Source organism: Pseudomonas sp. NEEL19, assembly GCF_028751975.1.
Taxonomy (GTDB): domain Bacteria; phylum Pseudomonadota; class Gammaproteobacteria; order Pseudomonadales; family Pseudomonadaceae; genus Aquipseudomonas; species Aquipseudomonas juntendi.
In genome coordinates, this window is record NZ_CP081491.1 from 3,662,171 (window position 1) to 3,674,942 (window position 12,772).

Annotated in this window: 9 protein-coding genes; 6 read left to right on the forward strand and 3 right to left on the reverse strand. The window is 64.9% G+C overall.

Going from position 1 to position 12,772, the window contains the following annotated elements; translation table 11 throughout:
- Positions 1-89: 89 nt before the first annotated feature.
- On the reverse strand, positions 90-4,955 hold the full coding sequence (locus K4A76_RS16275) for an NAD-glutamate dehydrogenase (RefSeq protein WP_029887871.1): 4,866 nt from the start codon (positions 4,953-4,955) through the stop codon (positions 90-92).
- 273 nt (positions 4,956-5,228) lie between these two features.
- Here K4A76_RS16275 and K4A76_RS16280 point away from each other — a divergent pair, with 273 nt between their 5' ends.
- Positions 5,229-5,582: a hypothetical protein gene (locus tag K4A76_RS16280; protein ID WP_274410699.1), complete on the forward strand. Its 354-nt coding sequence runs from the start codon at positions 5,229-5,231 to the stop codon at positions 5,580-5,582.
- Between the two features lie 28 nt (positions 5,583-5,610).
- Here K4A76_RS16280 and K4A76_RS16285 read toward each other — a convergent pair whose 3' ends face one another.
- Complete coding sequence (locus tag K4A76_RS16285; protein ID WP_029887872.1) at positions 5,611-6,516, reverse strand: LysR family transcriptional regulator; 906 nt, start codon at positions 6,514-6,516, stop codon at positions 5,611-5,613.
- 132 nt (positions 6,517-6,648) lie between these two features.
- Between K4A76_RS16285 and lysA the strand changes: the two genes are divergently transcribed.
- Positions 6,649-7,881: a diaminopimelate decarboxylase gene (gene lysA, locus K4A76_RS16290; protein ID WP_009684030.1), complete on the forward strand. Its 1,233-nt coding sequence runs from the start codon at positions 6,649-6,651 to the stop codon at positions 7,879-7,881.
- A 15-nt stretch (positions 7,882-7,896) separates the two neighbouring features.
- Here lysA and K4A76_RS16295 read toward each other — a convergent pair whose 3' ends face one another.
- Positions 7,897-8,805, reverse strand: coding sequence for a LysR substrate-binding domain-containing protein (locus K4A76_RS16295; RefSeq protein WP_156326592.1), 909 nt, complete (start codon positions 8,803-8,805; stop codon positions 7,897-7,899).
- A 199-nt stretch (positions 8,806-9,004) separates the two neighbouring features.
- On the opposite strand from K4A76_RS16295, the gene K4A76_RS16300 reads away from it, so the two are divergent.
- The 4 genes from K4A76_RS16300 (at position 9,005) to K4A76_RS16315 (ending at position 12,682) form a co-directional block, all read left to right on the forward strand.
- Positions 9,005-9,826, forward strand: a complete 822-nt coding sequence (locus K4A76_RS16300) for an AraC family transcriptional regulator (protein ID WP_274410700.1) — start codon at positions 9,005-9,007, stop codon at positions 9,824-9,826.
- A 71-nt stretch (positions 9,827-9,897) separates the two neighbouring features.
- Positions 9,898-10,278: a cupin domain-containing protein gene (locus K4A76_RS16305; RefSeq protein ID WP_009684033.1), complete on the forward strand. Its 381-nt coding sequence runs from the start codon at positions 9,898-9,900 to the stop codon at positions 10,276-10,278.
- 171 nt (positions 10,279-10,449) lie between these two features.
- Positions 10,450-11,160, forward strand: coding sequence for an AraC family transcriptional regulator (locus K4A76_RS16310; RefSeq protein ID WP_274410701.1), 711 nt, complete (start codon positions 10,450-10,452; stop codon positions 11,158-11,160).
- Between the two features lie 103 nt (positions 11,161-11,263).
- Positions 11,264-12,682: an efflux transporter outer membrane subunit gene (locus K4A76_RS16315; RefSeq protein ID WP_274410702.1), complete on the forward strand. Its 1,419-nt coding sequence runs from the start codon at positions 11,264-11,266 to the stop codon at positions 12,680-12,682.
- The last annotated feature ends 90 nt before the right edge of the window (positions 12,683-12,772 follow it).

Consider the following 12,772-nt stretch of genomic DNA (forward strand, 5'->3'; position numbering starts at 1 on the left):
GAGCGGGTTTACCCGCGAAGAGGCCGGGACAAGGAATACAAAAAGCCCCGGCATCGCTGCCGGGGCTTTGTTTTACCTCACGACAAGGCTCAGGACGGCACCACCGCGGCCTGCCCGCTCATGGCCAGGTCGACCAGCTCGCGGTTGGCCACCGCATACATCGCATAGTCGTTGCCGCTGGCATTGCGCAGGTCATCGAGCATGGCGCGCCAGCGCTCTACCATCACCCGGTGCTGCTCGGCCCACAGCGCCACACGGGCGTCCATGTCTTGCGGCCCGTCGGCCATTTGCAGGACCGAAATGGTGATCGCCCGCTGCTGCAAGTCGATGTCGTCACGGAAGGCCTCGCGGGCCAGCGCCTGCCAGTTGTTTTCCACCGGCAGGTTGCTGATTTCCTGCAGGTACCAGGTCAGGTCCAGCGCGCTGCCCACGGCGAAGAACGCCTTGGCCACCTGCGCCGGCTCATGCCCGGTAACGTCAGCCGCCTCGATGATCGGCAGCAACGTGTACAGGTGGCTGGTACCGGCCACCATGCGCGCCAGCAGTTCCGGCACGCCAGCCTCGACGAAGCCCTGGTAGCGCACCATCCAGCGTTCGCGGGTCGGGCCTTCGAGCAACTCATCCAGCTTAAGCCCGAGCTGCGCGATTTTCGGCCCGAAGTGCGCGGTGTCGCGCCCGGCGTCCTGCTCGTTGCGGCGGCTGCGCAGGAACCAGCGGGTCGCGCGACGGCCCAGGCGCATCAGCTCATCCATCAACGTCAGCTGGACCTCCGCCGGCACCTGGTAGTCGAGGGCCTCGATCTGGCGGAACCAGTGCGGCAGGTGGAAGATGTCGCGCACGATCACGTAGGCCCCGGCCACGTTGGCTGGGCTCATGCCAGTCGACTCCTTCAGGCGCTGGACGAAGGTGATGCCCATATTGTTGACCAGGTCGTTGGCGATCTGGGTGCTGACGATTTCACGCTTCAGGCGGTGGCGGCGCATGGATTCGGCGAACTTGCTGACCAGCGACGGCGGGAAGGCGGTTTCCATGTCGCGGGTCAGGTAGTCGTCGTCGGGCACCTGCGACTTCAGCAACTGCTCCTTGAGGTCGATCTTGCTGTACGAGATCAGCACCGACAGCTCGGCGCGGGTCAGGCCATGGCCGGCGGCCAGGCGTTCGGCCAGTTGCTCCTCGGACGGCAGGAACTCGATGGCACGGTCCAGCTTGCCCCGCGCCTCCAGGTCAGCCATCAGGCGCTTGTACTCGGCAATGCGTTCGCGGGCGCGGCGGGCGGCCAGCGACAGCGCCTGGGTCTGCTTGTAGTTGTTGCCCAGCACCAGGCTGGCGACTTCATCGGTCATGCTGCCGAGCAGCTGGTTACGCTGCTTCTCGGTCATGTCGCCACCCTGCACCACTTCATTGAGCAGGATCTTGATATTGACCTCGTGGTCAGAGCAGTCCACGCCGCCGGCGTTGTCGATGAAGTCGGTGTTGGTCGCCCCGCCGTGCAGGCCGAACTCGACCCGGCCAAGCTGGGTCATGCCCAGGTTGCCACCCTCGCCCACCACCTTGCAGCGCAGCTCGTTGCCGTTGACCCGCAGCGCGTCGTTGGCCTTGTCGCCGACGTCGGCGTGGCTTTCGCTGCTGGCCTTGACGTAGGTGCCGATCCCGCCATTCCACAGCAGATCGACCGGGGCCTTGAGCAACGCGTTCAGCAACTCGGTCGGGGTCAGGCGGTCGGCTTCGATGGCGAAGCGTTCTTTCATCTGCGGGCTGATGGCAATGCTCTTGGCGCTGCGCGGGAAGATGCCACCGCCTTCGGACATGATGCTGGTGTCGTAGTCGGTCCAGGCCGAGCGCGGCAGGTCGAACAGGCGCTTGCGTTCGGCGAAGCTGGAAGCCGGCTCGGGGTTGGGGTCGATGAAGATGTGCAGGTGGTTGAACGCGGCCACCAATTGCAGCTTGTCGGACATCAGCAGGCCGTTGCCGAATACGTCGCCGGCCATGTCCCCCACACCGATGACGGTGATCGGGTCTTCCTGCACGTTGATGCCGCGCTCACGGAAGTGCCGCTGCACGCCGACCCAGGCGCCGCGCGCGGTAATGCCCATTTTCTTGTGGTCGTAGCCGGCCGAACCGCCCGAGGCGAAGGCGTCGCCCAGCCAGAAGCCGTAGTCGATGGCAATGCCGTTGGCGATGTCGGAGAAGGTCGCGGTGCCCTTGTCGGCCGCCACCACCAGGTACGGGTCGTCATCATCGTGGCGCACCACGTTGGCCGGCGGCACCACGCCGCCATCCTTGAGGTTGTCGGTGATGTCGAGCAATCCGGAAATGAAGATGCGGTAGCACGCCACGCCTTCGGCCGCGATCTCGTCACGGCTGCCGCCCAGCGGCAGGCGCCGCGGCAGGAAGCCGCCCTTGGCACCCACCGGCACGATCACCGAGTTCTTCACCTGCTGGGCCTTGACCAGGCCGAGCACTTCGGTGCGGAAGTCTTCTTCGCGGTCGGACCAGCGCAGGCCGCCACGGGCCACGTTGCCAAAGCGCAGGTGCACGCCCTCGACCCGCGGCGAATAGACGAATATCTCGAACTTGGGCACCGGCTTGGGCAGCTCGGGAATCAGCCGCGGGTTGAACTTGAAGCTGAAATACGACTTGTTCTGGCCATTGGCGTCCGGTTGGTAGAAGTTGGTGCGCAGGGTGGCCTTGATCAGGTCCAGGTAGCGGCGCAGGATGCGGTCTTCGTTGAGTACCTGCACCTCGTCCAGCGCGGTCAGAATGGCCTGTTCCAGGCGCTGCTGCTTGTCGTCCAGGTCGTCCTGGGTCAGCTTGCGCGCCAGGTAGAAGCGGGTCTTGAACAGCCGGGTCAACTCACGGGCGATGTCGGTGTGGTTGTTCAGGGTGCTGGCGATGTAGCCAAGGTCGAAGCCCAGGCGGATCTGCTTGAGGTAACGGGCGTAGGCACGCAGCAGTGCCACGTCGCGCCAAGGCAGGCCGGCGGTCAGCACCAGGCGGTTGAAGGCATCGTTCTCGGCATCGCCGCGCACGATATGGATGAACGCGTCCTGCAGGGTGTCATTGAGCTGCTGGATATCCAGGCTAAGGCCTTCGCTGTAGGTGAAGGCGAAGTCGTGGATCCAGTATTCACGGCCACTGGCATGGCGCAGCCGGTACGGGAACTCGCCGAGTACGCGCAGGCCGAGGTTTTCCAGAATCGGCAACACATCGGACAGCGCCAGCGGCGTGTCCACGTGGTACAGCTTGCAGTGCAGGATGCGCTCGCCGACCTGGGTCAATGGCTGGTAGAAGCTCATCGCCAGGGGCTTGCTTTCCGACAGGTTGAGCACGTGCTGCAGGTCGACCACCGCCGAGTGGGCGGCGAAACGCTCGCGGTAGCCCGCCGGGAAGCCGGTGGGGAAGTCGGCCAGGATGTTGGTGCCCTGGGCTTCGCCGAAGTTCTCCACGACCAGCGCAGAATAGTCGTCGCGCCACGAGCGGCAGGCCTGCACCACTTCGCGCTCCAGCTGCTGCGGGTCGATGTCGATGCGGTTTTTCGGGTCGACCCGCAGAATCAGCTGCACGCGGGCCAGCACCGACTCGGAGAAGAACGTCCAGAACTCGCAGTCGCTGGCCTTCAGGCGCTCCATCAATACCTGCTGGATCTTCTGCCGCACTTCGGTGGAGTAGATTTCCCGCGGCACGTAGGCCAGGCAGTAGCAGAAGCGGCCGTACGGGTCCTTGCGCAGGAACACGCGGATCTTGTTGCGCTCCTGGATCTGCACGATCGCCATGACTGTGGTGAACAGCTCGTCGATCGGCGTCTGGAACAGGTCGTCGCGCGGCAGCACCTCCAGCACCTGGGCCAGCTCCTTGCCCAGGTGAGCCTTGGGATCGAAGCCCGAGCGGCGCTCCACTTCAGCGACCTTGCCGCGGATGTACGGTATGGCATGCACGCTTTCGCCGTACACCGACGAGGTGTACAGGCCCATGAAGCGGTGCTCCTTGATGACCTTGCCGTCGGCGTCCAGCTGGCGGATCGAGACGTAGTCCGGGTAGGCCGGGCGGTGCACGCGGCTGGGCAGCGCGGCCTTGGCGAACGACAGCAACAGCGGCTCGTTGAGGTAAGCCACGGCGTAGTCTTCGATGCGCAGTTCGTCGGCCGTCAGGCCCACACGCAGGCGGCGCGGCAGGCCGAGGAACGACTGTTCGTCGTAGACCATCTGGCCGCCATCGGCGGTGCTGGCAACGGTGAATTCCTCATAGCCGAGGAAGGTGAAGTGGTTGTCCAGCAGCCACTCGAGGAAGGCCTTGACCTCGCCCTTCTCGTTTTGCGCCGGGCCGAACGCGGTTTGCTCCACCTTGGCGAGCACTTCCTGCAGCTTGGCTTTCATCGGCTCGAAGTCGGCAACCGCCACCCGAACCTCAGCCAGCACCTGTTCGATCTCGCGGGTCAACACGGCCAGTTCGGCGGCATTGGCGCAGCGGTCGATCTCCAGGTACATCAGCGACTCGTGCTGCACCCCCTCGCCCCGGCTACCCTTGGGCAGCAGCTCCAGCAGCTCGCCGTTGGCGCCCCGGCGCACGCTGAGCACGGTGGTTTGCAGGGTGTGGATGCTATAGCCGCGGCGGTTGAGCTCGGTACGTACCGAGTCGACGAGGAACGGCAGGTCGTGGTGCAGCACCTCGACCACGGTGTGGGTCGACTGCCAGCCGTTGCGTTCGTAATCGGGGTTGTACACGCGTACTTGCGGGGACTGGGGGTCGAAACGCTCGATGATGCGCCAGGCCGACAGGGTGCAGCCGGCCAGGTCGGAAAGCCTGCGCTGGGTGAGTTCGTCCAGAGAGATGATGCCGAAGAACTGATCGGCGAACAGCGCCACTTGTGGCAGGGACTGTTCGCTGATGTGCTGCGCCAGGGCCGCTTGCAGTTGGTGCTGGAAGTCGGCTTTGCTGGCTGCGGTGAAGAACGCCATCTGTGGTACTCCGCTTGGGCTTTGTAATAGTTGAAGCGTCGCTGCGTGCGCCATTTACGGATCAACGATAGCCAACCCGTGGCAAGGCGGACGGTAAAAACCAGAGGTGGAACGTGCGCAGGCACGCCCGGGCCTGGCGAAGCTTAACGACTGATCGGTCATCAAGGCTTGCAGCGCTGCGACAATTTCGGTCAAGGGGCGGTAACTTTACGTTTATGCATGTAGCCAAGACTGTCAGAATTCCCTTCCGTTTCCTTTGATCCGAGCCTGCTCATGCAAATCAACACCGCCCTGCTGTTCGCCACCCCTTGCGATGACGAGGAAGACAACATGGCGACCCTTTGCTGCCATAGCGACAAGGGCCAGATGTTCCTGCTTACCCGCTACCCGGACGAAGACACCGTCGACCTGACCCTGGATGACGAGCCGTCGACGCTGGACGGGCTGAAAGTGACCTTGTGTGCCAAGCGCCTGCTGATCGAAGTGGCCGCCGGTGACCGCGATGCGCTGAAGGGGGATGAGGTGCTGGAAATCAACCTGACCAGCGACCTCAGTGACCTGGATGAGGTGAAGGAAACCCTGGAGAACATCCTGGCCGGCACTGGCACCTTCGTCTGCGAGCTTTAGGGCTTCATACGCCGCGCGTCGCCCCTGATCATGCCAGCGCTTGTTGCATTGCTTTAGCCTGCGCCCGCAATGCCTCACAAAACGGCTCCACCGCAGCCGAAGCCGGCCGATGATCCGGGCGGATCAGCATCACCTGGTATGGCACCGATACCCGCAACGGCCGGATCGGCAGCCCGCCCTGCGCGGCCTCCAGCCCGCTCAGCGGGTTGATGATGGCAACCCCCAGGCCCTGGCGCACCATGGCGCAGACCGAGGCCGCACTGGTCGTCTCGATCACCGTGCGGCGGTTCACACCCGCCGCGCGGAAGTGCTGGTCCAGTTGCTGGCGGTAGGTGTCCAGGCTGGCCAGGTTGATGAAATCGACTTCGTGAAAATCGCTCAACGCCAGCTCGGCCTTGGCCTGCAACGGGTGGTGTTCGGGCAGCACGCACACCATGTTGGCGCTGAACAGCCGCTCCCCATACGCCCCGCGGGGTATCTGCTCGACCTCGGTCAGGCCCAGGTCGTGCTGCTGGGCCACCAGTGACTCCTCCAGCAACGGCGATTCCTGGGCCAGAATGCTCACACTCACCCCCCGGTGCTGCTGGTGGAAGCGCTGGCAGGCCTTGGGCAGCAGGGTTTGCGAGAACAGCGGCAGGCAGGTGATGGCCAACCGGCCCTGCTCGAAATTGCGAATGGCCTGGGCAAAGCGGTCGATCCGCTCCAGCCCGACATAGGCGCGCTCCACCTCCTCGATCAACAGCAGTGCCTGGGCTGTCGGCACCAGCCGCCCACCTTCGCGCTGGAACAGGTTCAGCCCGGTGACCTGCTCCAGCCGGGCCAGCTCGCGGCTGACGGTGGGCTGCGAAGTGAACAGCAGGCGAGCTGCGGCGGTGACGCTGCCCGCCGCCATGATGGCGCGGAACACTTCGATATGGCGGACGGACAATTTCACGGCAACGCCCTGCGTAATGACAGTGGCCATATCAGATATGAATGGCCGACAGAAAAAAAGCTATTTTTCTGAATTCCTGCTTTATCGCATCCTGCTTTCCTTCCTGGTATCACCTGAGCGAGTAGCGCCAACATGACAACACCCTTCACCCTCCTGGCCGAGGCAGTGCGCCAACATGGCTCGCCGTTGTGGGCCTACGACACCGGCACCATCGCCGAGCGTGTCGAACAGCTGAAGGTGTTCGACACCGTACGCTTCGCCCAGAAAGCCAACCCCAACCTGCACGTGCTGCGCCTGATGCGCGGCCACGGCCTGGTGCTGGACGCCGTGTCGCTGGGCGAGATGGAGCGGGCCTTCGCTGCCGGCGCCAGCGTTCAGGGCGATCCGGCCGGCGTGGTGCTGACCTGCGATGCACTGGACCGGCCTACCCTGGAGCGGGTGGTGGCAGAAAAGATCGAAGTGAACGCCGGCTCCATCGACATGCTGCGCCAGCTGGGCGAGCGCTCCCCTGGCCACCGCGTGTGGGTCCGCATCAACCCCGGCTTTGGCCACGGCCACAGCCGCAAGACCAACACCGGCGGTGAAAACAGCAAGCACGGCATCTGGCATGAGCAGCTGGACGAAGCGCTGGGCGTGATCAAGGCACACGGCCTGCACCTGGTCGGCGTGCACATGCACATTGGCTCGGGCGTGGATTACCAGCACCTGGAACAGGTAGCCCGCTCGATGATCGAGCTGGTCGGCCGCCTGGGGGTGGACATCGAGGCGTTTTCCATCGGGGGCGGGCTTTCCACCCCCTACCGCAGCAGCGACAAGCCGGTCGACCTGCAGCGCTACGCCCAGACCTGGGCAGTGGCACGCAAGGAAATCGAAGCGATGCTCGGCCACCCGGTGCGTATGGAGATCGAACCCGGCCGCTTCCTGGTGGCCGAGTGCGGCTACCTGGTGGCCGAGGTGCGGGCGGTGAAACAGGTGGGGCGCAATACCTTCGTGATGATCGACGCCGGCTTCAACGACCTGATGCGCCCGGCCATGTACGGCGCCTACCACGGCATGACCCTGCTCGATGCCAACGGCCAGCCGGTGGAGCGCCCACGCCAGCCAACCGTGGTGGCCGGGCCGCTGTGCGAGTCGGGTGACGTATTCACCCAGGACGACCAGGAACTCACCCCGCAAGACCTGCCGCAAGCACAGGTGGGCGACCTGCTGGTGATCCACGATGCCGGGGCCTATGGCGCATCGATGTCGTCCAACTACAACAGCCGGCCACTGCTGCCAGAGTTCCTGATCGAGAACGGCGCACTGCGGATGATCCGCCGGCGGCAGACCGTGCAGGACCTGCTGGACCTGGAAGCGGGCCTTTAAGCACCCTTCTGCCGGCTAGGCCATACCGCCCATGTAGTGCTCGAGGCGGCCGCGCAGCCAGCGCTCGGCCGGGTCATTGTCGGTAGTGCTCAGCCAGACCATGGCCAGCTCCAGCGCCGTGGCCGCGAACGGCAGTTGCTCGGCCTGCAGGTTGCCCCAGCGCTCCATCCCCTGGGCCGCGTAATCGGGGCAGCAGGCCAGCAGTTCGGTACCGGCCAGGATCGCCGGCAGCGTACTGAATTGCGGCACCGACAACACCACCTGGCGTTCGCGCCCCAGCTCCTTGAGCCAGTCATCGACTACACCGTGGGTATTGGCCGTGGGCGAAACCTGAACGTGCGGGCGGGCGCAGAACTCATCCAACGTCAACGCCGTGGTCGATTTGTCGGCGCGCACCACCCTGGCCTGCATGCAGCGCAATACCTTGCGCTTGGCATTGGCCGGCAGGCCCCGGGTCTGGCTGATGCCGACCGTGACATCACCCGCCGCCAGCAAGTCGGGAATGCGCCAGTAATCCACGTGCTGCACGACCACCACCACGTTCGGCGCCTCGACCCGCAGCGCCCGCAACAAGGGCGGCAACAGCCCGGACTCGACGTCATCGGACAAACCGATGCGAAAGGTCATCTTGCTGGAAAGCGGGTCGAAGTCGTGGGTCAGGCTAAGGGCCACAGACATCGCATCCAGGGCCGGGGTGAGGTGCTTGATCACCTCCTGGGCGCGAGCCGATGGCTCCATGCGGTTGCCCACACGGATCAGCAACGGGTCATTGAACATCGCCCGCAACCTCGCCAGCGCAGCGCTGACCGTAGGTTGGGCGACGAACAGCTTTTCTGCGGCGCGGGTAAGGTTGCGCTCCTGCATCAGCGCTTCGAACACCACCATCAGGTTGATATCGGCTTTGCGCAGTTCGTTGCGGTTCATTGGCGCTCCCGGCCCATTGTGGTTGTGCTTGCTCGATTTCAGCACTGACAAGCACCCTGGTCGAGTCAACGTTGGTAGATAACCTGGCAGCACGGCCCTTGGCGGCGACCCGATTGCCCGACAACGGACAGTCCGGTTACCCTTGCTTCCCATCCCCTCACGGCCGCCCCAGCCGTGCTCCGCCCAGGCTCCCACCGCGATGAACCGTAAAGCTGACCCGCCACCGTCCGACTGGGTAATCCGCAGCGACCAGCCGGGCGGCATCGAGCGTATCGAGGCCTGGTTCGGCAGCCACGGTTACGACCCGCATCGCCACGATACCTACTCGGTCGGGCGAACCCTGGCCGGCGTGCAAAGCTTCCATTACAAGGGCTCGCTGCGCCACGGCATACCCGGCAACACCCTGGTGCTGCACCCGGACGAGCTGCATGACGGCATGGCCGGCACCAACGCAGGCTTTCGCTACCGCATGGCTTACGTCGACCCGGCCCTGATCCAGAACGTCCTGGGTGGCCAGCCGCTGCCCTTCATCGCTGGCGGGCTGTCCAGCGACCCACGGCTGTACCAGGCCAGCGAGGCACTGGTACAGGCCGTGGACCACCCGTTGGAGCCGCTGGAGCAGCAGGACGCCCTGTACGACCTGGCCATGGCCTTGTTGGCGGTCGGCGGCAAACCACGCGGGCGCAAGCGCCTGGACTACCAAGCCGCCGAACGTGCCCGAGCCTTCATCATGGCGCACCTGCACCAGAGCATTACCCTGGACATGCTCGAACAGGCCAGCGGCCGCGAGCGCTGGAGCCTGTCGCGTGATTTTCGCACGCTGTACGGCACCAGCCCCTACCGCTTCGTCACCTTGCGCCGCCTGGACTGTTTGCGGCGCATGGTGGTCGACGGGTTCAGCCTGGTCGATGCGGCGCTTGCTGCCGGCTTTCATGACCAAAGCCACATGACCCGGCATTTCACCCGTTGCTATGGGGTGCCGCCCATGCGCTGGCTGGAGCGCCTGCGCCCCACGCGCTGACTTGCAGGATCGTACAAGATGCGCCTCTTGCAGACCGTTAGGCTGGCCACTCCACTCAACGAGGAATTGTCATGTCTGAAGCCCGTATCCCCTCCCAGCCTGCCAACCTGCTGCACAAAGCGTCGCTGATCGAGCAGCAGTGGAGCCCCAGGGTCGTTGCCGAAATGAACGACTACCAGTTCAAGGTGGTGCGCATCGAAGGCGAATTCATCTGGCACGCACACCCGGAAACCGACGAAGCATTTCTGGTGCTGGAGGGTGTTTTGCGCATCGATCTGCCCGATGGCTGTGTGTACGTCAACCCCGGTGAGCTGTACGTCGTGCCGCGCGGTATCGAACACAGGACAGCCGCAGAGGGCGAAGCGAAACTGATGATGATCGAGCCCCGCGGCATTCTGAACACCGGGCATGAAGGCGGCGAGCGCACCGCGGTCAATGATGTCTGGATCTGACAAAAGAAGCCGCGTTACTTGTTGCGCGTAGCACTCGCCTGGCAATAATTCACCACGTTCAACTGCCAAACAGCCATTTTGCGTCTTGCTCACCCCTTTTCCATGCCTACCATCGCAACCCGATAAAAATCCACCGCCGTATAATTGGATCCAATATCGAGGATGCCTTGAATGCGAACACTGGAAAGGGACTACGGCCACGGCGACCAGGTCGCCAGCCATTGCCACGCTGAAGACCAGCTGATCTATGCCGCCAGCGGGGTAATGCGCGTCAGCAGCGTGGGAGGCGACTGGGTGATCCCCGGCGGGCATGCACTGTGGGTGCCTGCCGGGGTCAGCCACGCCATCCGCATGCAGGGCGTGGTGAGCATGCGCACGTTGCTGCTCGACGCCGGCATCGCGTGCTGCCAGGTCATCGTGGTATCCGGCTTGCTGCGGGAACTGATCCTGGCCGCGTCACGCATGCTCGACCGGCGTGACGGCGAGCATGCACGGGCATTGATCCTGAACGAGTTGTCCGCCGCTCGGCGCATCCATGCCTTCGTGCCCACGCCCTCGCACCCGCGCTTGCGTGCCTGGTGCGAGGGCTTTCTCCAGGACCCGGCCCAGGACCTGACGCTGGCGCAGTGTGGCGCGCAGTTGAACCTGAGTGCGCGCAGCGTGGCGCGGCTGTTTCAACGCGAACTGGGCATGTCGTATGGCGAGTGGCGCGCCCGCGCGCGGGTAATGCTCAGCCAGCAATGCCTGGCGCAGGGGCAGCCGATTCTCAACGTGGCGCTGGAGCACGGTTACCAAAGTGCAAGCGCGTTCACCGCCATGTTCAAGCGCATCCTCGGCTACGCGCCGAGTGACTGGCAGCACAACCTCACTCGCGGCCACTGAACAGCAGGTTGTCCCGCTTGCGCGCAGGCTTGTCCTGCTTGCGACAGCGCCGCTTTCCCGTCCCTGGTTAACCTCGCATCACCCTCTTCAAGTGGCCTGTGTGATGCCTTTACTGCACTTTTCTCCCTTCGCTGCCCGGCTGGGCGCCACGCTCGCCGTGCTCGGTGCCCTCACGGCGTGCACGCGGCAGCCGGCCCCCGCCGCGCCGCCACCCGTGCTGCAGGCAAACCCGTTGGCAGACCTGCCGGCGGGGGTCAGCCAGCAGCCGTTACCCGCGCAATGGTGGGCGCTGTTCCAGGACCCGCAACTCAACCACTGGGTACAGCTGGCCCTGGCGCATAACCAGGACCTGGCCCAGGCAGACGCCACTGTGCAGGCCATGCTGGCGGGTATCGGTGAATTCGACGCGCGCCGCTGGCCCGCCACTGCAGTGGAGATTGGCGCAACCTATGGCAAGAGCGCCGATGACCAGACCCTGGCCGAGGCCACTGACAGCCATGCGCCGTCACAATGGCAATTCAGCCCCGGCATCGAGCTGGCCTACCAAGTGGATGTCTGGGGCCAGGTACGTGCGGCCATCGAGCGTGCCCGCGCTCAAGCCGATGCCAGCGCTGCAGCACGGGACCTGGTACGCCTGCAGGTGGTCACCCAGACCAGCCGCGCCTACCTGGCTCAATGCGTGTATGGCGCACGCCTGGCCCAGGCCAGGCAGTCGTTGCAAAGCCTCGAGCGCAGCGTGCAACTGAGTGAACGCCAGCAACAGGCCGGCGTGGCAACGGCGCTCGACAGCGAGCGCCTGCTGGGCTTGCGTGAGCAGGTGCGGGCGCAACTGCCGATGCTCGTTGCCAGGCGGCAAATGGCGCTTTACGAACTGGCCATGCTCAGTGGCCAGGCGGCTGCGGCACCGGTAGGCGACTGCAGCGCCATCCCCACGGTGTCGGTGCCGCTACCGCTTGGCGATGGGTGGCGCCTGCTTGAGCGAAGGCCGGATCTGCGCCAGGCAGAACGGGAACTGCGGGCTGCTGCGCTGGAGACCGAAATCGCCCGGGCGGACCTGTACCCGAAGGTCAGCTTCGGCGCCTCGTTGACCTCCTCCGCCGCTCACCTGGCCGACCTCGGCGACAGCCGCGCGGTGATGTTCGGTATCGGCCCGCTGATTCACTGGCAGTTCCCCAACCTGAAGGCCAATCGCGCTCGGGTTGGCAAGGCCCGAGCATTGCAGCAGGCGCAAGTCGCCCGCTACCAGGGCGTAGCGTTGAATGCGCTAAAGGACGTGCGCCAGGCCCTGGCGCGTTACGCCGGTGAGCGGCAGCGCCTGCAGGCACTGGAGGCAGCGCTTGGCCATAGCGAGCGGGGCTTTGCCCTGGCCCAGAACAACTACCGCGCCGGCACGGTGGACGGCCTGGCATTGCTCGACAGCGAACGCGAACTGATCCGCTTGCGCGCCAGCCAGGTCGAGGCCCAAGGGCGCCTGGCGCAGGCACAGGTCAACCTGTTCCGCGCGCTGGGTGGTCGGTGGTAGCGCGCAGCAACAACCCACAGGGACCGCGCTGGGCCGAGAGCCTTTTCAATGATCAGGGAGTCGCTGCCCTGTAACAAACGCCAAGGCCAG